This window comes from Ferrovibrio sp. (assembly GCF_025869515.1).
Lineage (GTDB): Bacteria > Pseudomonadota > Alphaproteobacteria > Ferrovibrionales > Ferrovibrionaceae > Ferrovibrio.
In genome coordinates this window covers 32,820-55,445 of the sequence record NZ_JAOZVR010000122.1, presented here as the reverse complement: position 1 = coordinate 55,445, position 22,626 = coordinate 32,820, and the positions used below count along the sequence as shown (strand labels likewise).

General features: G+C 63.2%; 25 protein-coding genes and 1 tRNA gene. 13 read left to right on the top strand and 13 right to left on the bottom strand.

Features of this window, described 5'->3' with window-relative positions:
• Nucleotides 1-30: 30 nt before the first annotated feature.
• Nucleotides 31-495 carry an Hsp20 family protein gene (locus tag OJJ21_RS23565; protein WP_297690456.1) on the top strand — a complete coding sequence of 155 codons (465 nt, stop codon included), beginning with the start codon at nt 31-33 and terminating at the stop codon, nt 493-495.
• Nucleotides 496-515: 20 nt separating this feature from the next.
• Nucleotides 516-770 (top strand): DUF1150 family protein, encoded by a 255-nt coding sequence (locus tag OJJ21_RS23560; protein WP_297690398.1) that lies wholly within the window; start codon nt 516-518, stop codon nt 768-770.
• 70 nt (nt 771-840) lie between these two features.
• Here the strand turns inward: OJJ21_RS23560 and ptsN are convergent, their stop codons facing one another.
• The 10 genes from ptsN to OJJ21_RS23510 form a co-directional block, all read right to left on the bottom strand.
• A complete protein-coding gene (gene ptsN, locus OJJ21_RS23555; protein WP_297690397.1) occupies nt 841-1,305 on the bottom strand; it encodes a PTS IIA-like nitrogen regulatory protein PtsN in 465 nt (154 codons plus the stop codon).
• A 54-nt stretch (nt 1,306-1,359) separates the two neighbouring features.
• Nucleotides 1,360-1,686 (bottom strand): ribosome-associated translation inhibitor RaiA, encoded by a 327-nt coding sequence (gene raiA, locus OJJ21_RS23550; RefSeq protein ID WP_297690396.1) that lies wholly within the window; start codon nt 1,684-1,686, stop codon nt 1,360-1,362.
• Between the two features lie 183 nt (nt 1,687-1,869).
• A complete protein-coding gene (gene can, locus OJJ21_RS23545) occupies nt 1,870-2,517 on the bottom strand; it encodes a carbonate dehydratase (RefSeq protein WP_297690395.1) in 648 nt (215 codons plus the stop codon).
• Nucleotides 2,518-2,530: 13 nt separating this feature from the next.
• Nucleotides 2,531-4,087, bottom strand: a complete 1,557-nt coding sequence (rpoN, locus tag OJJ21_RS23540) for an RNA polymerase factor sigma-54 (protein WP_297690394.1) — start codon at nt 4,085-4,087, stop codon at nt 2,531-2,533.
• A 14-nt stretch (nt 4,088-4,101) separates the two neighbouring features.
• Complete coding sequence (gene lptB / locus OJJ21_RS23535; RefSeq protein ID WP_297690393.1) at nt 4,102-4,890, bottom strand: LPS export ABC transporter ATP-binding protein; 789 nt, start codon at nt 4,888-4,890, stop codon at nt 4,102-4,104.
• Nucleotides 4,890-5,540: an LptA/OstA family protein gene (locus OJJ21_RS23530; RefSeq protein ID WP_297690392.1), complete on the bottom strand. Its 651-nt coding sequence runs from the start codon at nt 5,538-5,540 to the stop codon at nt 4,890-4,892. Before OJJ21_RS23530 ends, lptB begins: the two co-directional genes overlap by 1 nt.
• A gap of 5 nt (nt 5,541-5,545) precedes the next feature.
• Entirely contained in the window at nt 5,546-6,229 is a 684-nt protein-coding gene (lptC, locus tag OJJ21_RS23525) for an LPS export ABC transporter periplasmic protein LptC (protein WP_297690391.1), read from the bottom strand.
• An 11-nt stretch (nt 6,230-6,240) separates the two neighbouring features.
• On the bottom strand, nt 6,241-7,248 hold the full coding sequence (locus OJJ21_RS23520) for a KpsF/GutQ family sugar-phosphate isomerase (protein ID WP_297690390.1): 1,008 nt from the start codon (nt 7,246-7,248) through the stop codon (nt 6,241-6,243).
• A 287-nt stretch (nt 7,249-7,535) separates the two neighbouring features.
• Nucleotides 7,536-8,150, bottom strand: coding sequence for a ribonuclease D (locus tag OJJ21_RS23515; RefSeq protein ID WP_297690389.1), 615 nt, complete (start codon nt 8,148-8,150; stop codon nt 7,536-7,538).
• 71 nt (nt 8,151-8,221) lie between these two features.
• Nucleotides 8,222-8,308: transfer RNA gene (locus OJJ21_RS23510), tRNA-Leu, on the bottom strand.
• 169 nt (nt 8,309-8,477) lie between these two features.
• On the opposite strand from OJJ21_RS23510, the gene OJJ21_RS23505 reads away from it, so the two are divergent.
• Both OJJ21_RS23505 and OJJ21_RS23500 read left to right on the top strand, forming a co-directional pair.
• Nucleotides 8,478-9,593 carry an NAD(P)/FAD-dependent oxidoreductase gene (locus OJJ21_RS23505; protein WP_297690388.1) on the top strand — a complete coding sequence of 372 codons (1,116 nt, stop codon included), beginning with the start codon at nt 8,478-8,480 and terminating at the stop codon, nt 9,591-9,593.
• A gap of 16 nt (nt 9,594-9,609) precedes the next feature.
• Nucleotides 9,610-10,485, top strand: coding sequence for an SMP-30/gluconolactonase/LRE family protein (locus OJJ21_RS23500; RefSeq protein ID WP_297690387.1), 876 nt, complete (start codon nt 9,610-9,612; stop codon nt 10,483-10,485).
• Here OJJ21_RS23500 and OJJ21_RS23495 read toward each other — a convergent pair whose 3' ends face one another.
• Together OJJ21_RS23495 and OJJ21_RS23490 are read right to left on the bottom strand one after the other, a co-directional pair.
• On the bottom strand, nt 10,486-11,421 hold the full coding sequence (locus tag OJJ21_RS23495; RefSeq protein ID WP_297690386.1) for a fumarylacetoacetate hydrolase family protein: 936 nt from the start codon (nt 11,419-11,421) through the stop codon (nt 10,486-10,488).
• 5 nt (nt 11,422-11,426) lie between these two features.
• Nucleotides 11,427-12,203 carry a cyclase family protein gene (locus tag OJJ21_RS23490; RefSeq protein ID WP_297690385.1) on the bottom strand — a complete coding sequence of 259 codons (777 nt, stop codon included), beginning with the start codon at nt 12,201-12,203 and terminating at the stop codon, nt 11,427-11,429.
• A gap of 134 nt (nt 12,204-12,337) precedes the next feature.
• On the opposite strand from OJJ21_RS23490, the gene OJJ21_RS23485 reads away from it, so the two are divergent.
• From OJJ21_RS23485 to OJJ21_RS23450, 8 genes are all read left to right on the top strand, one after another.
• Nucleotides 12,338-13,072: an FCD domain-containing protein gene (locus OJJ21_RS23485; protein ID WP_297690384.1), complete on the top strand. Its 735-nt coding sequence runs from the start codon at nt 12,338-12,340 to the stop codon at nt 13,070-13,072.
• Between the two features lie 46 nt (nt 13,073-13,118).
• Complete coding sequence (locus tag OJJ21_RS23480) at nt 13,119-14,189, top strand: C4-dicarboxylate TRAP transporter substrate-binding protein (protein WP_297690383.1); 1,071 nt, start codon at nt 13,119-13,121, stop codon at nt 14,187-14,189.
• Between the two features lie 42 nt (nt 14,190-14,231).
• Nucleotides 14,232-14,726, top strand: coding sequence for a TRAP transporter small permease (locus OJJ21_RS23475; protein WP_297690382.1), 495 nt, complete (start codon nt 14,232-14,234; stop codon nt 14,724-14,726).
• Nucleotides 14,723-16,036, top strand: coding sequence for a TRAP transporter large permease subunit (locus OJJ21_RS23470; protein WP_297690381.1), 1,314 nt, complete (start codon nt 14,723-14,725; stop codon nt 16,034-16,036). Before OJJ21_RS23475 ends, OJJ21_RS23470 begins: the two co-directional genes overlap by 4 nt.
• A gap of 1 nt (nt 16,037) precedes the next feature.
• Nucleotides 16,038-17,060, top strand: coding sequence for an SMP-30/gluconolactonase/LRE family protein (locus OJJ21_RS23465; protein ID WP_297690380.1), 1,023 nt, complete (start codon nt 16,038-16,040; stop codon nt 17,058-17,060).
• A complete protein-coding gene (locus OJJ21_RS23460; RefSeq protein ID WP_297690379.1) occupies nt 17,057-17,644 on the top strand; it encodes a cupin domain-containing protein in 588 nt (195 codons plus the stop codon). The genes OJJ21_RS23465 and OJJ21_RS23460 overlap by 4 nt, the downstream gene beginning before the upstream one ends.
• An 18-nt stretch (nt 17,645-17,662) precedes the next feature.
• Nucleotides 17,663-19,636, top strand: a complete 1,974-nt coding sequence (locus OJJ21_RS23455; protein ID WP_297690378.1) for an acetoacetate--CoA ligase — start codon at nt 17,663-17,665, stop codon at nt 19,634-19,636.
• A 150-nt stretch (nt 19,637-19,786) separates the two neighbouring features.
• On the top strand, nt 19,787-20,377 hold the full coding sequence (locus OJJ21_RS23450) for a ferritin-like domain-containing protein (RefSeq protein ID WP_297690377.1): 591 nt from the start codon (nt 19,787-19,789) through the stop codon (nt 20,375-20,377).
• Between the two features lie 39 nt (nt 20,378-20,416).
• Here OJJ21_RS23450 and OJJ21_RS23445 read toward each other — a convergent pair whose 3' ends face one another.
• The gene (locus OJJ21_RS23445) at nt 20,417-21,337 is read right to left on the bottom strand and encodes a DMT family transporter (RefSeq protein ID WP_297690376.1); all 921 of its coding nucleotides are present in this window, start codon (nt 21,335-21,337) and stop codon (nt 20,417-20,419) included.
• A gap of 205 nt (nt 21,338-21,542) precedes the next feature.
• Here OJJ21_RS23445 and OJJ21_RS23440 point away from each other — a divergent pair, with 205 nt between their 5' ends.
• Nucleotides 21,543-22,541, top strand: coding sequence for a TAXI family TRAP transporter solute-binding subunit (locus tag OJJ21_RS23440; RefSeq protein ID WP_297690375.1), 999 nt, complete (start codon nt 21,543-21,545; stop codon nt 22,539-22,541).
• The last annotated feature ends 85 nt before the right edge of the window (nt 22,542-22,626 follow it).

Here is a 22,626-nt window from a genome sequence, read left to right as displayed (position 1 = left end):
GCGCAACTCGCTTTTTATAAGGAGTGCTCGATGAACCGCGTCTCGATTTTTTCCAGCCCGCTTCTGCTCGGTTTCGACCATGTCGAGCGGATGATCGAACGTGCCACCAAGACAGGCTCGGAAGGCTACCCCCCTTACAATATCGAACAGACCGGCGAGAACGATCTGCGCATTACCCTGGCTGTGGCCGGATTTGGGCCGGATAATCTCGGCATCACCGTCGAAGACAACCAGCTTGTCATCCGCGGCAAACAGACCGATGAAAAAGAGCGCGTGTATCTGCATCGCGGCATTGCCGCGCGACAGTTCCAGCGCAGCTTCGTTCTGGCAGACGGCATAGAGGTCATCCGCGCCGAACTCGGCCACGGCCTGCTGCATATCGATTTGCACCGGCCGAAACCGGAACCTCAGGTTCGCAATATTGCTATTAACAGTACGGACGGCGGCCGCAGCGACACCCTGGGTGTCGGCGGCAAGTCCGGTAACGGCCGCTGACAGGGCCGGAAGGAGTAAAAATGGCTATCCCCAGCAATCACGACCGCAATCCCGACGGCAATGCCGGCCTGCGGCCGCAGCCGCCCATGACGGAAGAAACCTTTGCCAATCTCGGCGCACCTGACCTGGCCTATATTCGGCCGGTGCAGACGCCGGAAGGTCTGGCCTGGGGTATCTATGCCGCCAACGGTACCCAGCTCGGATTCGCACCGCAGCGCGATCTTGCCTTTGCCGCCGCCGTGCAGAACGACCTGATGCCGGTGAGCGTACACTGAGCGGCAGCACACACTGACCGGCCTGCACTGATGGTTCGACCGGCCCGCCGCTCGGCTTCGTCAAAAAAGCTCAGGCGGCGTGGCTGGTCGGGCTGTCGGTGAGCAGGGCGTAGATGGCGTCGGCACTTTCGGCGCCGCGCAGTTTTTCGCAGACCGCCTTGTCGCGCAGCAGGCGCGACACTCGTGCCAGCGCCTTCAGGTGATCGGCACCCGCCGATTCCGGAGCCAACAGCAGAAAAATCAGATCGACCGGCATCTCATCGATTGAGTCAAAATCGATCGGCCGCTCGACGCGCGCAAACAGGCCGTAGAGCTTGTCCAGTCCGGGCAGGCGGCCGTGCGGAATCGCGATGCCGTTGCCCACGCCGGTGGTGCCCAGCCGCTCGCGCTCGAGCAGCGTGTCAAAAATGGCGCGCTCATGCTGGCCGGTGATCTTGGCCGCGCGGGCAGAAAGTTCCTGCAGCGACTGTTTCTTGCTGTTGGCCTTGAGATTGGCAATCACGCCATCCGGGCTCAAGAGCTGAAAGATTTCCATGGGGAATACTGCCTCCGCGGCTTCTGCCATTGATGGGCTGACCTCACAGGAGGCTCAGGCCACATCTCCAGGCTCGGAGAGCCGCTGGTGATGATTACGTCGCTTGCGTTTATCACGCCGGACCTGTTTGGCCAGCTTCTCCAGTGCCTGGTCGAAGCTGAGGTAAATTTCATTGGCCTCACCCGCCGACTGCATGGAAATGCCGCTGCCGACATGAACCGTGCACTGGCAATGGAACATCGGACCTTCGCGTTTGAACACGACATTGGCCTCGATGGCATTGTCCATGTACTTGGACACGGCGGTGATGAGATGCTCCTCGACATAGGCGCGCAAAGAGTCGCCGAGGTCGAGCTGCTGTCCGGAAGTCAGGATTTTCATCTGTGTCGAAATCCGAGTTCGATCGGTCAGGGCATGAAGTCTAGTACGGCGGCCTACGCCCGTCATGCGGTGGCGGACCATAGAGAAGGGCTTTTTCCCTGTCAACCGCAGGGAAATTCGTTAAGCCATTGATTTCAAAGATATCCACAGCCCAATGCCATGGTTTATCCATGATCCCAATGGTTAAGGCGCCGACCGGTCCGTTTCGGTACGAAAGATTCGGTCGACGGTTTCCACGCCGGATATGGTAACGCCCAGATCGCGGATCAAGCCGTTTGATATTCCGTATACCCATCCATGCAGACTGAGATCCTGGCCGCGATGCCAGGCATTCTGCACGATCGTGGTCTTGGCCAGGTTGGCGACCTGCTCACGGACATTCAACTCGCAGAGCAGATTGACGCGCTTGTATTCGTCGATCACGGCCTCAAGCTCAGCTTCATTCTTGGCATAGACATCGCGGATCGGCCGCAGCCAGTGATCGATGAGGCCGAGCTGCTGTGGCTGCATCGCCGCCCGCACACCACCGCAGCCGTAATGACCCGTGACGATGACATGCTTCACCTTCAGGAATTCGATGGCGTACTGCAATACCGCGAGGCAATTCATGTCGGCGGGATGCACCAGATTGGCGACATTGCGATGGACGAATAATTCGCCGGGATCCAGACCAACGATTTCATTCGCCGGCACGCGGCTGTCGGCACAGCCGATCCATAGATAGGACGGGTTCTGCTGATGCGCCAGACGGTCGAAAAATCCTGGATCGGCATTGAGCTTGGAAATCGCCCAAGCGCGGTTGCTTTCGAACAGGGGTGCAATATCAGCCATGGTCTGCCTTGCCTCAACCGGCCTTCAGCAGGCCGGCCTTTTTAAGGCGCCGGCGCTCGACTGAAGACGGAATATTCATTGCTTCGCGGTATTTCGCCACGGTGCGGCGGGCGATGTCGACACCTTTACCGGCCAGCATCTCGACGATCTTGTCATCCGATAATACATCCTCGATGCTTTCGCCATCGATCAGCGTCTTGATGCGATGCCGGATCGATTCGGCCGAGAAGGCCTCACCGCCATCGGTGGCTGCAATGCTGGCGGTGAAGAAATACTTCATCTCGAAGATGCCGCGCGGCGTCGCCATGGTTTTGTTCGAGGTCACGCGGCTGACCGTGCTTTCATGCATCTCGATCGCCTCGGCCACGGCCCGCAGATTGAGCGGCTTCAGATGCGATACGCCATGGCGCAGAAAGGCATCCTGCTGGCGCACGATTTCGCTGGCAACCTTCAGAATGGTCTGCGCGCGCTGGTCCAGCGACTTGACCAGCCAGTTCGCCGAATTGAGGCAGTCCGACATATAGGTTTTTGTCTGCTTGAGCTGACCATTTTGCGCGCCGCTGTTCTTTTCCGGCTTGGTCACGCGCGCATAATAGCGGCTGTTGACCAGCACGCGCGGCAGCGTGTCGCTGTTCAATTCCACCGTCCAGCTGCCGTCATTGGTACGCCGCACATAAACGTCGGGCACCAGCGTCTGCACCGGCTCACCGCCGAACAACAGGCCCGGCTTTGGGTTCAGGGCGCGGATTTCCTGCACCATATCGGCGATGTCTTCCTGGTCGACGCCACAAATACGCATCAGGCCAGGAATATCGCGCTTGGCCAGCAGTTCCAGGTTATCCAGCAGCGCCTGCATCGCCGGATCGAGCCGGTCGCGCTCGCGCAGCTGCAGTGCCAGGCACTCCTTCAGGGAACGCGCGAACAGGCCGGCCGGCTCAATGGTCTGCAGATCGAGCAGCACGGCTTCGATCTCATCGGCCTCGATGCCGAGCCGCGCGCCGATCTCTTCCAGCGGCTCGGTGATATAACCGGCATCGTCCAGGCAATCGATCAGGGCCTGGCCGATCAGCCGGTCGGTCACATTGGCCGGCATCAGCAGCCAGTGGTCCTGCACATGCTCGCGCAGGCTCAGCGTTTCGGACAGCGTCTGCTCCAGCCCGCCGCCTTCGTCATCGAAACGGCCATCACCGCCGCGGCCACTGATATAATTGCTGGCCAGGCCGATATCGGCATTGGCGGCGTCGTAACCGCTGTCATTGTTGAAGGTATTGTCACCGTCGGGGTCGACATCCATCGCCTCCCGCGCCTTGTCGGCAATGCCGTCGGAGCTGAGGTCCAGGCGCTCGGCCGGCGCATCGCCATCCGTGACTTCGAAGGCATCGCGGCTGTCCTCGCCGCCCGGCGCATCGCCATCGATCCGCTCGAGCAGCGGATTGCGTTCGAGCTCCTGCTCGACATAGGCCATCAATTCGAGATTGGAGAGCTGCAGCAGCTTGATCGCCTGCTGCAACTGCGGCGTCATAACGAGCGCCTGACCTTGCCTGAGCTCAAGACGAGGACCCAAGGCCATGGTCTAGGTACCCGTCACCAGCTGAACCGTTCGCCGAGGTAAACCCGCCGGACATTCTCGTCGGCGACGATCTCGCTCGGGCTGCCTTCCATCAAGACCTTGCCGTCATGCAGGATGTAAGCGCGGTCGATGATATCGAGTGTTTCGCGGACATTGTGGTCCGTGATCAGCACGCCGATGCCGCGATCCTTCAGATGCGACACCAGCTGGCGGATTTCGCCGACCGCAATCGGGTCGATGCCGGCCAGCGGCTCATCGAGCAGCATGAAGGAAGGCTGCGTCGCCAGCGCGCGGGCGATTTCGCAGCGCCGCCGCTCGCCGCCCGACAGAGCCAGCGCCGGGGTGCGGCGCAGATGCGTGATCGAGAATTCGGCCAGCAGATCGTCCAGCATCGCCTCGCGGCGGTCGGTTTCCGGTTCGACCAGTTCGAGCACGGCGCGGATATTCTGCTCCACCGTCAGGCCGCGGAAGATCGAGGCCTCCTGCGGCAGGTAGCCCATGCCGAGCCGCGACCGGCGATACATCGGCAGGCCGGTGATGTTATGGCCATCCAGCGTGATGGCACCGTGATCGGGCCGGATCAGGCCGGTCATGATGTAGAAGGTCGTGGTCTTGCCGGCGCCGTTCGGACCGAGCAGGCCGACCGCCTCGCCGCGCTGGACATACAGCGACACATCGCGCAGCACCGGCCGCTTCTTGAAGCTTTTCCCCAGGCGATGCGCCGCCAGGCCGGGGAAGGGATTTTCCGCCACCAGGCGCAGGCCGTCGCCGCCGGCTTCGAGCTTTTCGCCACCCGTTGTCATCAGCGCTGCCCTCCCTGTGCCGGGGCTGCAGGCACAGGGCCGGATTTCTCCGCATTGTTGGGCATGATCACACCGCGCACACGTTGGCCGGCAGCCGGGTCGCAGGTGCTGCGGCCGGTATCCTGATACATCACGGCACGGGCACAGCGCAGCGTGCTGTCGTCGCTGGTCAGCAGCACGTTGCCCGTGATGGTGACGGTGCGCTTGTCGACATCGTAGACGCCGAAATCCCCCTGCGCCCGTTCCTTCGGCGTAGAGACGAATACATTTCCCTTGGCTTCGATCTTGGTGATCGAGCTGGAATCGGGGCCGGCAGCCTGGCCCGCAGCCGGCCGTGGCACAGGCTGGCGCGGCTGTGCGCCGCCGGCCGTGCCGGTCGCCGGCGGGTTGCGGTCGCGGTAATAGACGAAGAGTTCATCCGAGCGCAGGCGCGTATCGCCCTGCTGCACATCGACCTTGCCACGGAAGATCGCCAGCTGTTTGTCCTGCTGCACTTCCAGCGTGTCGGAGGAAATATCGATCGGCTCGTTGCTGTTCTGCCGGGCGCCGAGATTGAGCTGGGCCGCGGCAGGGCCGCAGACCAGCAACAGGCCCGCCAGGCTGGTCAGGACCGCGATCTTGCCGGGTCGATTCAGTCGGAAGCGATACATCGCGGTCATCCCCGCTTCTCGCGCGGAAAGACCTTCGTCTTCACGCCATTGATGAACACAATAACCCGCCCCCTGTCATAAACCCGCAGTCCATTGGCGTGGATCGTGCCGAATTCCGCCTGGCCCCAGACCTTATCATCGCTGGAAATCACTTTGGTCTGCAGGTTGACCTCGGCCGAATGGCCATGCATTTCGTTGCCGCGGTCGCCATAGACATTGATGTTGCCGTACAGGTCGAGCAGGCTCGCATTGCCGTTATACAGCCCGGTATCGGCGGTCAGCGACCACCATTCGCCGCTGCTCATGGTGATATCGGCCTGCACGCGGTCGAGCGTCACCTGCTTGTCGTCATTCGGGTCCTGGATGGCGCGATCGGCGGTGACCACATAGGGCTGGCCGTTCGCATCCGAACCGCGATAGCGCGGATTGTTCATCACCAGCGCGGCATTGACGCTGTCAACATCGCTGAAGGTCAGCGGGATCGCCAGCCGCCGCTTGCTCAGCTGCGGCCAGGCGATCACCGCCGCCACGGTGCCAAGCGCGAGCAGCGGCAGGATGAATTTCATGAAGCGGACGAAACCGCGCCGGCGCGGCAACGCCGACAGTACCTGCCGGGCATCGCGCGGCATGAAATCGGCGCTGCGATGCGACTTGGGAGAACCCTGCTGACTGAAATCTGCGGTCATCATGGCGCCATGCATCAGGTAATGCCTGCGCGCACGCAATCATGCATGTGCAGGATGCCGACAGGATGGCCGTTCTCGACCACGAAGAATGCCGTGATGCGGCGGCTGTTCATTTCGCGCAGGGCTTCCACGGCAAGCAGGTCCTGGCCGATGGTCATCGGCTTCCGGGTCATCACCGCATCCACCTTCTGCGCCAGCAGATCGCCTTCGATATGACGACGCAGATCGCCGTCCGTCACGATACCGATCAGCCTGTCTTTCTCGCGGCCGGTTTTGCCGACGATGCCGATACAGCCGAAACTGCGGCCGGCCATGGTGACCAGCGCTTCACGCATCGCGGTGCCGGATGGCACCAGCGGCATCTCGGCACCACTGTGCATCAGGCTTTTCACCTTGATGAGCTGCTTGCCGAGCCGGCCGCCGGGATGGAAGACACGATAGTGATCGCGAGTGAAGCCCTTGCGCTCCATCAGGCCGACCGCAAGCGCGTCACCCAGCGCCAGCATCATGGTGGTCGATGTGGTGGGCGCCAGCCCCATCGGGCAGGCTTCTTCCACCGGCGGCAACACCAGCGTGATGTCGGAAGCCTGGCCAAGCGCCGATTTCGGCTTGCTGGTCATGCCGATCAGCGGAATGCCGAACCGCTTGGCATGGGCAATCAGGTCGGCCATTTCCGGCACATCGCCTGAATTCGAGAGGCAGAGCAGCACGTCGCCATTGGTGACCATACCCAGATCGCCGTGGCTGGCTTCCGCCGGATGAACGAACATGGCCGGCGTGCCGGTCGAGGCCATGGTCGCGGCGATTTTCCGCGCCACATGACCGCTCTTGCCCATACCCGAAACGATGACGCGGAAATGGCTGCCCTCGCGGCTGACATTCAGCAGCGTATCAAGGGCCTTGCCGAAGCTGCTGTCCAGATTGGCCGCCAGGGCGGCCAGGCCGTTGGCTTCCATCAGCAGGACGCGGCGGCCGACTTCGATATCGGGACTCGCGGCTGGGCGCCGGCTGGCGACCTGCACGACCTTTGCCAAAGTGGGCTTTGCCAAAGTGGGCTTTGCCGAATTGGGCTTCGCCGAATTGGCTTTTGGCTGCGCTTTCGCACGTTTCTTTCCGGCGCGCTTAACACGCGCGGCGGATGGTGCGGACGTCATGGGCTTTCCACCGCTTGCGAGACACTAACAAGAATCGTGCCAAGTATGGAGAATCGCCCCCGGAATTGCAAACCTGATGACCGGTTCGCAGCCAAATTCAGAGACTTGCCGGATTCAGGATAAATCCCGGAAATTCCAAGACGATCCGAAGACGACTAATGGGCGAAAATATCGTCCTCGGGCCAGCCGGCGAGGTCGAGGGCCGCCCGGGCCGGCAGGAAGCCGAAACAGGCCTCGGCCAGGGCCATGCGCCCCTCACGCACCAGCATGCCGTCCAGCACGGCCTTGAGCTGATGCAGATGCAGGACATCCGAAGCGGCATAGCGCTGCTGCGCTTCGGTCAGGGTCTGGGCGCCCCAGTCCGAGGACTGCTCCTGCTTGGAGATTTCGACGCCGATCAGATCGCGGCACAGATCCTTCAGACCATGGCGGTCGGTGAAGGTGCGTACCAGCTTTGATGCCGTGCGGGTGCAGTAAACCGGTGTGGTTTCCGCACCCAGATACTGTTTCAGCGCCGCCAGGTCGAAGCGGGCGAAGTGAAACAGCTTGAGGATTTTCGGGTTTTCCAGCAGCGCCTTCAGGTTCGGCGCGGCATAGCCGGTGCCGCTGCGGAACTGCACCAGATGCGCATTGCCGTCGCCGCCCGACAGCTGCACGACGCAGAGCCGGTCGCGCAGCGTGCGCAGCCCCATGGTCTCGGTATCGACCGCCACCACGGCGCCGAGATCGAGGCCGGCAGGCAGATCATTCTGATGTACGGCGATAGTCATTTGCGGTGCACTCTCGGGTGCTGCACTCGGTTGCGGGCGCCTTAAGCTACGCGGCGCGGCAATCGAGGAATTGGTGCCCAGGATAAGACTCGAACTTACACGACCTTTCGGTCACTAGCACCTGAAGCTAGCGCGTCTACCAATTCCGCCACCTGGGCAGGCGGTGCGGGGCGACCTGAGGGGCCGTCCGAACCGAGGCGAGTGTTTACGGCTCCGGCCTGGAGAAGTCAAGCGCCGTCCGGAAGCTATTACGGGCAGGCCAAACAAGGGGTTGCGCTGCCGCTGCCGCCTGCCGATAACGGGGCGTCAGAAGGAGCAGCGCGGGCGATGGACAGCGTCGAATGTCTGGTGATCGGGGCCGGCGTGGTCGGCCTGGGTGTGGCGCGGGCATTGGCCCGGCGCGGCCGCGAGGTGGTGATCGCCGAGGCCGCCGACCTGATCGGCAGCGAGACCTCCTCGCGCAATTCCGAAGTGATCCATGCCGGCATCTACTATCCGGCCGGCAGCCTGAAGGCGCGGCTCTGCGTCGAGGGCAAGCAGGCACTCTATGCCTATTGTGTCGAACGCGGCATTGCCCATAACCGCTGCGGCAAGCTGATCGTCGCCGCTGACGAGACGCAGTTGCCGGACCTGGAAGCCCTGAAGAAAAAGGCCGAGGCCAACGGTGTCCATGACCTGCAATGGCTGACGCGCGAGCAGGCGCTCCGTCTGGAGCCGCAGCTGCATTGCGTCGCCGCGCTCCTTTCGCCGTCCACCGGCGTGATCGACAGCCACGGCCTGATGCTGGCCTATCAGGGCGAGGCCGAGGACCACGGCGCGATGCTGGCGCTCGGCTGCCCGGTGCTGCGCGGCGACATGGCCAACGACGGTATCGTCATCGAGACCGGCGGCGCCGATCCGATGCGGCTGAAGGCGCGGCTGGTGATCAATTCGGCCGGCTTTGCCGCCCAGGCCATTGCCGCCAGAATCGCCGGCATCCGGCCCGACAGCGTGCCGCCCACCTATTATGCCAAGGGCAATTATTTCGTGCTGTCCGGCGTGAAGCCGCCGTTTTCGCGGCTGATCTATCCGATCCCGACACCCGGCGGCCTCGGCACCCATGTCACCATCGATATGGGCGGCCAGATGCGCTTCGGTCCCGATGTCGAATGGGTGGAGACCGTCGATTACAACGTCGATCCGGCGCGTGGCGACAGCTTCTATGAAGCCGTGCGGCAATACTGGCCCGGCCTGCCCGACGGCGCGATCCAGCCCGGCTATGCCGGCATCCGGCCCAAGCTCAGCCGCGGCAGTGGCAAGACGGGGGACGACTTCCTGATTCAGGGACCGGATCAGAATGGCGTGCCCGGCCTGATCAATCTCTACGGCATCGAAAGCCCGGGACTGACCGCCTCGCTCAGCATCGGCGAACTGGTCGCCGACATGGCGAGCCAGATAGATTAATTCGGCTGGAGTAAGCATGGACGCCACCTGCCTGCTGGACGGCAAATTCGACCTGGCGGAATCGCCGGTCTGGTCGGTCGCCGGGCAGACGCTGTGGTTCGTCGACATCAACGCCCCGGCCCTGCATCGCCTCGATCCGGCAACGCTCACCCTCGAAACCTGGAAAATGCCGGCCGCCATCGGCTGCATCGCGCTGATGCAGGACGGTGGCGTGATCGCCGCGCGGCGCGATGGCATCTGGCGGCTTGATCTTGCAGGCGGGCCGGAAACCCTGCTGGCGCCCTCCCCATTGGAAGCCGCGCGCTTCAATGACGGCCGCTGCGACCGCCAGGGCCGTTTCTGGGTCGGCGGCATGACCGACACGCGCGAGCCGGAAACCGCGCTGTATCGCCTGGATGGCGCCAGTCTCCCCGGGCGCCTGACCCGTCAGGGCCTGGTCGGCGCCATTGCCACATCCAATGCACTGGCCTGGAGTCCGGACGGCGCCACGCTGTATCACGCCGATACACCGACGCACTGCGTCTTCGCCTATGACTATGATGCAAAGACCGCGGCGATCTCGAACCGCCGGCTGTTCCTCGACCTGCGCGACAGCGGCGAACGGCCCGATGGCGCCGCGGTGGATTCAGCCGGCAATTACTGGGTTGCACTGTATGGCGCCGGCAGGGTGGTGCAGTTTTCGCCTGTGGGCGAGCGCCTGCGTGATGTGCATCTGCCGGTGAAGGCACCGACCATGCCCTGCTTCGGCGGGCCGGACCTGAAGACGCTCTACATCACCACGGCGCGGCAGAAGCACGATGCCGATGAACTGGCGAAAATGCCGCTGGCTGGCGGCATTTTCTCAGTGCGGGTCGATATTCCCGGCCTGCCGGAAACGCCGTTCGCCGGCTGACTATTTCTGCCTGACCACGCGGTTGCTCAGGATGCCGATCTTCTCGACCTCCAGCTCCACCACATCGCCATCCTTCAGATACCGGCCATGCTCCAGGCCGCAGCCGTCGCCCACGGTGCCCGAGCCGAAGAATTCACCCGGATACACGGTTTCGTCGGAGGACACACGGGCCAGCAGGTCTTCGAATTTGTGATGGATGGTGCTGGAATTGCTGTCGCACCAGGTTTCGCCGTTGACGCGTGCCCGCATGCGCAGACTGTAGGGATCGCCGATCTCGTCCAGCGTGACCAGGAACGGCCCCATGCTGTTGCCGGTATCGAAATCCTTGCCCTTGCAGGGCCCGAGCATGCTCTGCATCTCGATCGACTGCGCATCGCGGGCGGAGAAGTCGTTGAAGATGGTGAAGCCGAAGATATGGTCGCGCGCCTCTGACGGCTTGATGTTCTTGCCGCCCTTGCCGAGGAAGAAACCGAATTCCAGCTCGAAATCCATCACCTGGCTGTAGCGTGGCCAGATCACATCGCCCTCCGGGCCGTTCACCGAGAAACGGTTGGACTTGTAGTAGATCGGAATCTGGTACCAGGTCGGCGCCACCTTCACCATGCCGAGCCTGACCATCAGCGGGCCGAGAATGGGTTTTCGCATCATGACGATGCGCTCCATCGCCTGCTGCACATGCTTTTCGAACAGCATGCTGTCGCGAATCTGCTCCGGCACCGGCACCGGCGCATGCAGCTTTGCTTCACTCAACGGCACGCGGATTTCCGCTTTATCGAGCAGGGCTTTCGCCTTTGCCTTGGCCTCGTCGCCACCCTTGATGATGGCGAGCGTGCTGTCGAAACTGTCGCCCAGGTCGATGATCGTGCTGCCGTCGGCAGTGAGCACGCCGGGACGTTTCTCGCCGCGCGACGCGTGGCTGAAGGTGCAGAATTTCATATCTGTTATTCCTCGAAGATGGCGACGGCGCGGGTCCAGCCGGCGGAGGCACCGCGGATCTTGTGCGGGAAGCAGGAAATCGTGAAGCCGAACGGCGGCAGCACTTCCAGGTTATGCAGCTTTTCCAGATGGCAGTAGCCGATATGGCGGCCGGCCTTGTGGCCTTCCCAGATCAGCGACGCATCGTTGCTGTCCTTGAACTTCTCGGCGGTATGCACGAAGGGTGCATCCCAGCTCCAGGCATCGGTGCCGGTCACGCGCACGCCACGCTCCAGCAGATACATCGTGGCCTTGTAACCCATGCCGCAGCCGGTGCTGACATAGGAGGGCTTGCCATAGGCTTTGCCCGCGGCAGTGTTGACCACGACGATATCGTGTTCCTTCAGCGTGTAACCGATCCGCTTCAGTTCGGCCTCGACATCCTTGTCGGTCACCACATAACCGTCGGGCAGCCTGGTGAAGTCGAGCTTCACGCCATCGCCGAAACACCATTCGAGCGGCACTTCGTCGATGGTCCAGGCGCGCTCGCCATGGTTCATCGTCGAATGGAAATGGTACGGCGCATCCAGATGCGTGCCGTTATGGGTGTTGAGCTGCACATTCTCCACCGCCCAGCCTTCTGAATCGGGCAGGTCCTGCTCTTTCAGGCCGGGAAAGAACTTCACCACATCCGAGGCGCTGTCCTTGTGGCGGATATAGTCGATCTTCGGGCTGAAGCCCGGCGGATCGGACTGGACGTCGTTTTCGAGAAAGATGGAGAGGTCGACAAAGCGACGGGGCATGATTCCTCCAAGAAACTCTTTTCGGCCGGCTCTGGCGGGCGGCTCACGGGCAACAATAACGACCACGGATCATTTTGTCGATTTTTTTCTTTTTTATCGTTGACACTCTCTGACCCGCTGCCCAGAGTGGCCGCATGAATGACGGGAGGACAAAAGCAGATATCCGCGATCTGGCGGCCGAAGCCGGCAGCCTGACCGAATCTGCATACCGGAATATCCGGGCCGACATCATTGCCGGCCGCTTCCCGCCCGGCACCAAGCTGCAGATCGACGATTTGAAAGCCCGCTACGGGCTGAGCGCCAGCCCGCTGCGCGAGGCGCTGGCCCGCCTGATCAGCCAGGGCTTCGTCTCGGTGGAAAGCCAGCGCGGCTTCCGCGTTGCCGCCATGAGCGCCGATGATCTGGCCGATATCACGCTGGCCCGCCAGGTGGTGGAAACCGCCGCGCTGAAACGTGCGATCGAGCGCGGCAACGATGCCTGGGAGGCCGATATTCTCGGCGCCTATCACCGGCTCGACCGCTATGTGGCGCGCCTGGAGGGTAAGCCGATCGAAAACCTTGCTGAATTCGGCGAGCTGCACAAAGGCTTCCATGTCGCGCTGATCGCCGCCTGCGGCTCGCCGCGCCTGCTGGACGAGCAAAGCCGCCTCTACGACCAGGCCGAACGCTATCGCCACGGCATGATGCAGAACTTCCTCGTCGTGCAGGGCGCCGGCATCATGGACGAGCACAAGCAGCTGATGGACATGGTGCTGGCCCGCGATGCAGCCCGTGCCTGCGACAGCCTGCACCATCATCTCAGCCACACGTATGAATTCTGCTACGGCGATACCGCCGCAGCGAATGCCAGGCAGACGGCACCACCCTGACAGCCTGACAAGCAAAAACACGCGGATAAATCCTCGGGAGGAAACCATGACCGCAATCAAGACCATCCCCGGCATCCTTGGCGCCGGACTTCTGCTCGCCCTGGCGCAGCCGGCACTGGCGCAGACCGTCAAGATGACGGCGGTCGCCGGCCATCCGGCCATCTTCCCCTGGGTGAAGCTGGCCGATGAATTCTTCATCCCCGAGGTCGACAAGCGCCTCGCCGCCGCCAACAGCAAGACCAAGTTCGAATGGACCAAGGCCTGGGGCGGCACGGCAGTGAAGCTGGGCAGCGAGTCCGGCGCGATCAAGGACGGCCTGGCCGAACTGGCCTTCGTCTCGACCATCTTCGAGGCGCCGAAATTCCCGCTGCAGAACGTGTCCTATGTGGCACCCTTCATGACCGACGACGTTGCCGTGATGTCGAAGGTGGTGAAGTCAATGCAGGCCAAGATCCCGGCGATGGGCGAGGCCTGGACGAAGAACAACATGATCTTCCTCGGCGGCACCGGCCTCGACAGCTATCACCTCTTCACCAAGGGGCCGATCAACAAACTGGAAGACCTGAATGGCAAGAAGATCAATGCGCCCGGCCCCTCGGCCAATTGGGTCAAGGGCACCGGCGCGGTCGCCGTCGCCGGCACGCTGCAGACCTATTACAACGACATCCAGACCGGCGTAACCGAAGGCGCGCTCACCTTCACCACCGGCGCTTTCCCGGCCAAGCTGATCGAAGTGGCGCCGCATATCACCAAGGTGAATTACGGCGCGCAGTTCGCCGGCGCCCTGGTGATGAGCAAGCGCGTCTACGACAAGCTGCCGGCCGATGCCAGGAAGATCGTCAACGAGGTCGGCGCCGAGTATGACGCGAAATTCGCCGCCCTGCTCACCGCCACCACCGTCACGCTGATGCAGAAGATGGTGGAAGGCGGCGCCAAGGTGCGCGACCTGTCGCCCGCCGAGCGCAAGCAGTGGGCGATGGCCCTGCCGAACGTTGCGCTGCCCTGGGCCAAGGATCTCGATGCCAAGGGCCTGCCCGGCACCGTGGTGCTGAACGAGTTCGTGGCGCAGATGAAGGCGGCGAATGTCAGCTTCCCGCGCGACTGGTCGAAAGAGTAAGTCCAGGCCTGTTTCGCCAGTTCATCATTGGGTGGTACCGCGATGTTTTCCCGACTGCTTGGCGCGATGAACGCGCTCGGCACCGTGTGGATTTTCCTCCTCATGGTGCTGATCAACGCCGACATCCTGGGGCGCGAGTTGTTCAGCGCCCCGGTGCGCGGCACCACCGAACTGCTGTCGCTGTCGATTGTCGGCATCGTGTTCCTGCAGCTTGGCCATACCCTGATGGTCGGCCGCATGACGCGATCCGACATGGTGATCGAGAACCTGCTGACACTGCGGCCACGGATCGGCCGTGGACTGCAGGGCCTGTTCAACCTGCTCGGCGTGCTGTTCCTCGCCGTCATCTTCTGGGGCAGCATCGCGCCCTTCAAGGAGGCCATCGAGATCGGTGAATATGTCGGCGCCGCCGGCGACTTCACCGCACCGACCTGGCCGATCCGCCTGCTGATCCTGATCGGCTCTGCCGCCACCGGCCTGCAGTATCTGGTCATGGCCTGGCAGGATTTCCGTTTCGTCGCCACAGGTGACAAATGACCGGCCTTGAAATCGGCTTCCTTACCCTGGCCGGCATGATGCTGCTGGTCTGGTGCGGCCTGCATGTCGCGGTCGCGCTCGGCCTCACCTCTTTTGTCGGAGTCTGGCTGCTGAAGGGCGACCTCGGCGTCGCCACCAGCATGCTGGCCCAGGGCGCCTCGGATTCGATCGCCAGCCATATCTTTGGCGTGGTGCCGCTGTTCGTGCTGATGGGCTTCCTGGTCTCCATCGCCGATATCGGCAAGGATGCCTTCGAGGTCGCCAACCAGGGCCTGCGCCGCCTGCGCGGCGGCCTGGGCATCGCCACCGTGGCAGCCAATGCCGTGTTTGCCGCCATCACCGGCATCAGCATCGCCTCCGCCGCCGTCTTCACCCGCGTCGCCGTGCCGGAAATGCTGCGCTACGGCTACACGCCGGCCTTTGCCACCGGCGTGGTGGCCGGCTCATCCGTGCTCGGCATGCTGATCCCGCCCAGCCTGCTGATGATCCTCTACGGCTTCCTGGCCGAGGTCTCGGTCGGTGCCATGTTCATGGCCGGCGTGGTGCCCGGCTTGCTGCTCGCCGGCACCTATTCCATCGGCATCATGGTGATGGCGAGACTGTGGCCCTCCTATGTCGGCGCCCCGCCCGAGGGCGATGCCGCCGGCGTCACCCTGATGGGCGGCGGCGAGATGAGTGCCAAGCTGCTGCCCATCGTGCTGCTGATCGCCGTGGTGCTGGGCGGCATCTATGCCGGCTTCTTCACCGCCACCGATGCCGGCGCGGTCGGCGCCGCCGGCGCGCTGGCGATTGCGCTGTGGAAGCGCAAGCTGGATGGCAAGAAATTCTGGCAGGTGCTGGTCGAAACCGGCCATGTCACCGTGTCGGTCTCTTTCCTCATCATCGGCGCCAGCCTCTACACCCGCATGCTGGCACTCAGCGGCGTGCCGCAATTCCTGGTCGGCGAGATCAGCGCCGCGGGCTTCAGCCCCTTCGCCTTCCTCGCCATCTATATCCTGCTGATCGTCATCCTCGGCTGTTTCATCGACTCCAGCTCGATCCTGCTGATCGTGCTGCCGCTGATGCTGCCGATTGCCACCGGCTTCGACATGAACCTGATCTGGTTCGGCATCGTCACTATCGTCGCGGTGGAGATCGGACTGCTGACCCCGCCCTTTGGACTCAGCGTCTTTGTCATAAAAAGCACGCTGAACGATTCCGCCATCACGCTGCGCACCATCTTCATGGGGGCCATGCCCTTTGCCCTCATCATGCTGCTGACGCTGATCCTGCTGGTGCTCTTCCCCAAACTCACGCTGGCGCTATTATAGAATGACTAATCCGCTCAAAGGATTCCGCCTCACCCGCGACGACCTGAACTTCGTCGGCACCGACCTGCAGCGGCCGGAATGCATCCTGGCCGAACCCGACGGCACACTGTGGTCGGCCGATGCGCGCGGCGGTGTCATGCGGATTGCGCCCGATGGCAGCCAGCGCCTGATCGCCCAGCAGGCCGACAGCCATTTCGCCGGCACCACCGATCTCGCGCGCCGCTTCACCGAGGGCACGCTGCCCAACGGCCTCGCTTTCGCCGGCAACGGCGACATCCTGATTTCCAATTTCGGCACCGACCGGCTTGAGATCATGGACCGCGAAGGCCACAGCCGGGTGCTGTATGACAGCATCGACGGTCAGCCGATCGGCAAGGTGAATTTCGTGCTGCGCGATTCCAGGAACCGCATCTGGCTCACCGTCTCGACCCGCATCAAGAACTGGATGGAGGCGATCCGGCCTGGTCTGGCCGACGGCTATATCGCGCTGGCCGATGAAAACGGCCTGCGGATCGTCGCCGATGGCCTGCATTTCACCAACGAGGTGCGGCTTGATGCGAAGGAAGAGTATCTCTATGCGGTGGAGACTTGCGGCCGCCGCATCACCCGCTTCCGCGTCGGAGATGACGGCAGCCTGTCCGGCCGCGAGATTTTCGGCCCCAGCGATTTCGGCCCGGCCGGCTTCCCCGATGGCTGTGCCTTCGATTCTTACGGCAATCTCTGGGTCACCCTGGTGATGGCCGAAAAGCTGATCGCGCTGACACCGGACGGCGAGCTGCTCACCCTGTTCGACGACGGCAAGCCCGACAAGATCGCTGCGCTGGAAGCCGGCTATCAGGCCGGCAGGCCGACGCCGGAGCAGATGATGGCGACCCGCAGCGCGGTCGCGCCCTGGATCGCCAGTGTCACTTTCGGCGGACCCGATCTGCGCAATGCCTATATCGGCACGCTGTTCGGCACCAATATTCCCTGGTTCCGCAGCCCGGTCCCCGGCCTTCCCATGGTCCATTGGAGCGAACGATGAAAGCCCCCCGCCGTATCGTCACCGGCCACAATGCCGCCGGCCAGTCCGTCGTTGCCATCGACACGGTGATGACGCCGACCATCGAGAAGCCGGAGCTTGGCATCGCTTTCTTCGAGGTCTGGAACACGGCCGGCTGCCCGGCGACGGTAGATAACGGCGCCGACCCGACCGCTGCCCGCGGCCTGCAGATCGAACCGCCCGAACAGGGCAGCATCATCCGCTTCGTCGATTTCGGCCCGAAACAGGCTGTCGCCGCCGGTGCGCCGGCGATGACCAGGGAAATGGCACAGGCTGCCTTCGCCCTGGTCGGCTCGGCGCATGCCTCGACCTGGAAGCCGGGTTCGCCGCATCCGATGATGCATCGTACCGAATCGATCGATTATGGCATCGTCGTGCATGGCGAGATCGTGCTGGTGCTGGATGACGGTTCGCGCACCCATCTGAAGACCGGCGACGTGGTGGTGCAGCGCGGCACCGACCATGCCTGGGAAAATCCTTCGGAAACCAGTCCCGCCCGCATGGCCTTCATCCTGCTGGATGGTGCATTTTCCCCCGATGTGCGTAAGCTGATCGAAAAGGCTTAAGTTCTTCCGGGAGAGACCATGACCGAGACTGCCGCGCCCGCCCTGCTGTGGACCCCGTCGGCCGAGCGTATCCGGCGCAGCCAGCTGCGCCGCTACATGGACTGGCTGGCGCGTGAGCGCGGCCTTGTCTTTGCCGATTACGATGCGCTGTGGCAGTGGTCGGTCACGGATGTCGAGGCTTTCTGGGCCTCGCTGTGGGATTATTTCCAGATCAGGGCCCACAAGCCCTACAGCCGTGTGCTGGGCAGGCGCACCATGCCCGGCGCCGAATGGTTCACCGGCGCGGAACTGAATTTCGCCGAGGAAGTCTTCCGTCATGAGACGGACCAGAAGCCGGCGATCCTCTATTCGTCAGAAACGCAGCCGCTGAAGGAAATGTCCTGGCACGACCTGCGCGGCCAGGCCGGCGCCATGGCGGCGCATCTGCGCCGTATCGGCGTGAAACGCGGCGACCGCGTGGTGGCCTATGCGCCAAACACACCGGAAACCATCATCGCCTTCCTGGCCGTGATCAGCATCGGCGCGGTCTGGTCGGTCTGTTCGCCGGATATGGGCCTGAATGCGGTGCTCGACCGCTTCCGCCAGATCGAGCCGGTGGCGATCTTCGCCGTGCCGTCCAGCCATTATAACGGCAAGTTCATCGACAAGGGTGACGTGCTGGCTGCGCTGGTGGCTGAACTGCCGACCGTGAAAAACCTGGTGCTGATGCCGGGCGAGACGACCCATGCCCTGCCCGGCCGCGTTGCCCTCGCGCGCTGGGCCGAGATCGTCGCCGCGCCTGTCGACCTTCAGATCGAATCCGTGCCCTTCGACCATCCGCTCTGGGTGGTCTATTCCTCGGGCACCACCGGCCTGCCGAAACCGATCGTGCATGGCCATGGCGGTATCGTCGTCGTCATCATGGCGATGATGGCGCTGCACAACGACATCGCGGCCGACGACATCTTCCACTGGTATTCCAGCACTGGCTGGATCATGTGGAATGCGCAGGTGTCGGGCCTGCTGGTCGGCGCCACCATCGCCATCTACGACGGCAGCCCGAGCTGGCCGGACTGGAACCGGCTCTGGCAGTTCGTCGGCGAGGTGAAGGCCACCTTCTTCGGCGCCGGCGCCGCCTTCTACGCCAATTGCCAGAAGGCCGGCGTCGAACCGCGCAAGGTGGCCGATCTCTCCGGCCTGCGCACGGTCGGTTCCACCGGTTCGCCGCTGTCGGAAGACTCTTATGCCTGGATCTACGACCAGCTCGGCAAGGATATCTGGCTGACGCCGATTTCGGGCGGCACCGACTTCGCCGGCGCCTTCGTTGCCGGCTGCGTGCTGAAACCGGTCTATGCCGGCGAAATGCAGGTGCGTTGCCTCGGCGCCGACATCCAGGCCTTCGACGACAATGGCAGGCCGCTGCAAGACGAGGTCGGCGAACTGGTCTGCGTCGCACCGATCCCGTCGATGCCGCTGTTCCTGTGGAACGATCCTGACGGCAAGCGTTATCACGACAGCTATTTCGACATGTATCCCGGCATCTGGCGCCATGGCGACTGGATCCGCATCACGCCGCGCGGCGGCGCCATCATCTACGGCCGCTCCGATGCCACCATCAACCGCTATGGCCTGCGGCTGGGCACCAGCGAGATCTACCGCGCGGTGGAGGAACTGCCCGAAATGCTCGACAGCCTGGTGGTCGATCTCGAATATCTCGGCCGCGACAGCTACATGCCGCTCTTCGTCGTGCTGCGCCCGGGCCTGACGCTGGATGCCGCGCTGAAGGACCGCATCAACCAGGCCATCCGCAAGGCCGTCTCGGCGCGCTTCGTGCCGAACGACATCTTTCAGGTATCCGAGGTGCCGCGGACGCTGTCGGGCAAGAAGCTGGAAGTGCCGGTCAAGAAGATCCTGCTCGGCCAGGCGGCAGATAAAGTCTCCAATCCCGGCACCATGGCCAATCCGGGCAGTCTGGCCTGGTTCGTGGAATTCGCGAAGCAGCGCGCGGCGTGATCTTCACGGCGACGTGAGTCGTTCCTGTTTCCGCCCGCAAGGCACATCACGGCAAGCTGATCGACGCGACGCCATCCGGCGCGTCATCTGATCCGTATCTCCTGCACCGTCGCCGGCATTCATCGGCGATGGCCACCGGGAGAGATCAGCATGACATCGTCGACCAACCTCGTCGTACCCAATGACCGGCGCCAGTTCCTGCGCACCGCCGGCACCGCCACTCTGTCTGCCACTGCCGTGGCCCTGCTGATGGGCTGCGAAAGCATGGCGCGCGGCACCATGGCTAAGCCCGCCGAGGATGTGAAAATCCTCAACACCGCGCTCGGCCTGGAATATCAGGCCATCACCGCCTATCAGATCGGTGCCGAAAGCGGCCTGCTGCAGAAGCCGGCGCTGGATGCCGCCGTGCTGTTCCAGACCCATCATAAGGAACATGCCGCAGCCCTGGACGCCACGGTGCGCAAACTGGGCGGCACCCCGGTCGGCATGCCGATGAAGGCCGAAGTGGCCGGCAAGATCAATGCAGCGTCGCTGAAGACCGGCACCGACGTGCTGATGCTGGCCGCACGGCTGGAGAAGGGCGCCAGCGATACCTACCTGAGCGTGATACCGTCTTTTACCGATCCGCAACTGGCCAGGGTGGCCGGACGGATTGCCGCCGACGAGACCATGCACTGGACCGCGCTGCAGGCTGCCCTGCAGCAGGCGCTGCCGGGCAAGGCGCTGAGTTTCGGCGCGTAATGCGAACTGGGGGCCCGCCCGCTCAGCTGGGGCGGGCCGTCAGCCTTTGAGTTGCGCACGCCGCGCCAGCAGGATGCCGATCAGCACCACCGCGCCGCCGGCGATCTGCAGCGGCTGCAGTCCCTCGCCGAGCCAGAGCCAGCCGAAAAAGGCTGCCGCCACGGGCTGCACCAGCACCACCAGCGAGGAGAACGACGCCGGCAGATGGCCGAGCGCATAGGCGATCAGGCCCTGCCCCAGCGCATGGCTGATCCAGGCCAGGCCGAACAGGATCGCCCAGCCCTGCAGTGTCGCCGGCCACAGGCTCTCGCCCATCAGCCAGACCATGGGCAGCAGCGCCAGGCCGCTGACCAGGCTGGACCACAACATGATCTCCTGGGTGCCGTGACGGCCACGCAGTTTCGCCACCGCGATCATATAGGCGCCGTAAAAGATGGCGGTGGTGAAGGCGAGCAGGTCGCCGAAGACGTAATCGCCGCCAAGCCGGAAGCTGGCGCCGACCAGCATCAGCGCGCCGCAGAAGGCGACCAGCAAGGCCACCAGGAAAGAAGACGTGATCTTTTCGCGCAACACCAGCCAGGCACCGAGTGTGACGATCACCGGCGCGAAATTCGACAGCAGGGTGGCGTTGGCCACCGAGGTGTATTTGATCGACAGGTGCCAGAAGAACAGATCGCCGGCAAACAGCAGGCCCGGGATCAGCAGGACACCGAGTGGTGGAATCCCCCATGACGTCTCGCTGGCACGTGGCGCTGCATCGGCGGGCCGGAAGCGCCAGACCAGCCAGAGCGGCGGCACTGCCAGTATGGTGCGGTAGAAACCGGTCGCCGTCGGACCCACCTCCGAGAGACGGACAAAGATCGGCGAGAAGGCAATGGCCAGGGCTCCCAGCACAAGGGCCGCCAGCGCCAGACGCTGGGCGGCACGCTGCGAGGCGGTAACGGCAGAGGCAGACGACATGATGGGGGACTTTGCTTTTTTCGTAGGCAATCGGGTTCCGGGCTTAGACCTTGATCGCAGGAAACACAATGGCTGCGGTGCTGCACCCGGTGTTGTGCGCTGCGGCAAGGCAAAAGAGGGTTGATTTAGCGGTCACAGTCCGTATCGTCTGTGCTCCGCACAGGGAATGGCCGCCGGAACGGCGGACAACGAGGAGGAAACAAGAATGAAACGCCTTATGTTTGGCGCGGCCCAAGTCATTAGCGTGGCTCTGGCCGGCCTGGTATTCGCAGCTGTTGGCGCAACCGACGGTGCCCTGGCGCAAACCAAGAATCTCTCGATCGTGACCGGTGGTACCGGCGGTGTGTATTACCCGCTGGGCGGCGGTCTCGCCAATCTGCTGACCAAGCATGTGCCGGGCTGGCAGGCGACCGCCGAAGTCACCGGCGGCTCGGTCGACAATCTCAAGCTGCTCGGGGCCAAGCGCGCCGATATCGCCTTCAGCATGGCCGATGCCTCGCTGGATGCCTCGCGCGGCGAGGACAAGTTCAAGGGCAACGTGGTCAACCAGCGCACGCTGGCGGTGCTGTACCCCAACATCATGCATGTGGTGACCACCGAGGCCAGCGGCATCAAGACGATGGCCGACCTGAAGGGCAAGCGCGTCTCCACCGGTTCGCCGGGTTCGGCGACCGAGGTGATGGCTTTCCGCGTGCTGGAAGCCGCTGGCATCGACAAGGACAAGGATCTCCGCCGCGAGCGTCTCGGCGCCGCCGAATCGACCAATGCGGTGAAGGACAACAAGATCGACGCCTATTTCTGGGTCGGCGGTCTGCCCACATCGGCGGTCACCGATCTCGGCGCCACCCCCGGCGTCAAACTGAAGCTGGTCGACCATTCCGACGTGGTCGAGAAGATGAATGCGAAATACGGCCCGCTCTATGCCAAGGGCACCATTCCGGCCAGCATGTATCCGGGCCAGGCCACGCCGAACGCAATCTCCAGCGTCTGGAACATCCTCGTCGTGTCCGACGCCATGCCTGACGATGTGGCCTACAACATCGTCAAGACCATCTTCGAGAAGCGCGATGAATGGGCCACGGTGCATGCCGAGGCGAAGAACGTGAAACTGGAGAACCAGCTGCGCGCCAACACGCCGGTGCCGTTCCATCCGGGTGCGATCAAGTATATGGCGGAAAAGGGCGTCAAGATCGATCCGAAGTGATCCTGCCGCTGTTTATATAGATTTTACCAGACGAAGAGCCCCGCCCCGGCATTGGCCGCGGCGGGGCTCGCTGTTAAAAGACACT

Bases quoted from the DNA above. Each gene is read 5' to 3' on its own strand.
- OJJ21_RS23565 (WP_297690456.1), top strand. From the start codon at position 31: ATGAACCGCGTCTCGATTTTTTCCAGCCCGCTTCTGCTCGGTTTCGAC.
- OJJ21_RS23560 (WP_297690398.1), top strand. From the start codon at position 516: ATGGCTATCCCCAGCAATCACGACCGCAATCCCGACGGCAATGCCGGC.
- ptsN (WP_297690397.1), bottom strand. From the start codon at position 1,305: ATGGAAATCTTTCAGCTCTTGAGCCCGGATGGCGTGATTGCCAATCTC.
- raiA (WP_297690396.1), bottom strand. From the start codon at position 1,686: ATGAAAATCCTGACTTCCGGACAGCAGCTCGACCTCGGCGACTCTTTG.
- can (WP_297690395.1), bottom strand. From the start codon at position 2,517: ATGGCTGATATTGCACCCCTGTTCGAAAGCAACCGCGCTTGGGCGATT.
- rpoN (WP_297690394.1), bottom strand. From the start codon at position 4,087: ATGGCCTTGGGTCCTCGTCTTGAGCTCAGGCAAGGTCAGGCGCTCGTT.
- lptB (WP_297690393.1), bottom strand. From the start codon at position 4,890: ATGACAACGGGTGGCGAAAAGCTCGAAGCCGGCGGCGACGGCCTGCGC.
- OJJ21_RS23530 (WP_297690392.1), bottom strand. From the start codon at position 5,540: ATGTATCGCTTCCGACTGAATCGACCCGGCAAGATCGCGGTCCTGACC.
- lptC (WP_297690391.1), bottom strand. From the start codon at position 6,229: ATGATGACCGCAGATTTCAGTCAGCAGGGTTCTCCCAAGTCGCATCGC.
- OJJ21_RS23515 (WP_297690389.1), bottom strand. From the start codon at position 8,150: ATGACTATCGCCGTACATCAGAATGATCTGCCTGCCGGCCTCGATCTC.
- OJJ21_RS23505 (WP_297690388.1), top strand. From the start codon at position 8,478: ATGGACAGCGTCGAATGTCTGGTGATCGGGGCCGGCGTGGTCGGCCTG.
- OJJ21_RS23500 (WP_297690387.1), top strand. From the start codon at position 9,610: ATGGACGCCACCTGCCTGCTGGACGGCAAATTCGACCTGGCGGAATCG.
- OJJ21_RS23495 (WP_297690386.1), bottom strand. From the start codon at position 11,421: ATGAAATTCTGCACCTTCAGCCACGCGTCGCGCGGCGAGAAACGTCCC.
- OJJ21_RS23490 (WP_297690385.1), bottom strand. From the start codon at position 12,203: ATGCCCCGTCGCTTTGTCGACCTCTCCATCTTTCTCGAAAACGACGTC.
- OJJ21_RS23485 (WP_297690384.1), top strand. From the start codon at position 12,338: ATGAATGACGGGAGGACAAAAGCAGATATCCGCGATCTGGCGGCCGAA.
- OJJ21_RS23480 (WP_297690383.1), top strand. From the start codon at position 13,119: ATGACCGCAATCAAGACCATCCCCGGCATCCTTGGCGCCGGACTTCTG.
- OJJ21_RS23475 (WP_297690382.1), top strand. From the start codon at position 14,232: ATGTTTTCCCGACTGCTTGGCGCGATGAACGCGCTCGGCACCGTGTGG.
- OJJ21_RS23470 (WP_297690381.1), top strand. From the start codon at position 14,723: ATGACCGGCCTTGAAATCGGCTTCCTTACCCTGGCCGGCATGATGCTG.
- OJJ21_RS23465 (WP_297690380.1), top strand. From the start codon at position 16,038: ATGACTAATCCGCTCAAAGGATTCCGCCTCACCCGCGACGACCTGAAC.
- OJJ21_RS23460 (WP_297690379.1), top strand. From the start codon at position 17,057: ATGAAAGCCCCCCGCCGTATCGTCACCGGCCACAATGCCGCCGGCCAG.
- OJJ21_RS23455 (WP_297690378.1), top strand. From the start codon at position 17,663: ATGACCGAGACTGCCGCGCCCGCCCTGCTGTGGACCCCGTCGGCCGAG.
- OJJ21_RS23450 (WP_297690377.1), top strand. From the start codon at position 19,787: ATGACATCGTCGACCAACCTCGTCGTACCCAATGACCGGCGCCAGTTC.
- OJJ21_RS23445 (WP_297690376.1), bottom strand. From the start codon at position 21,337: ATGTCGTCTGCCTCTGCCGTTACCGCCTCGCAGCGTGCCGCCCAGCGT.
- OJJ21_RS23440 (WP_297690375.1), top strand. From the start codon at position 21,543: ATGAAACGCCTTATGTTTGGCGCGGCCCAAGTCATTAGCGTGGCTCTG.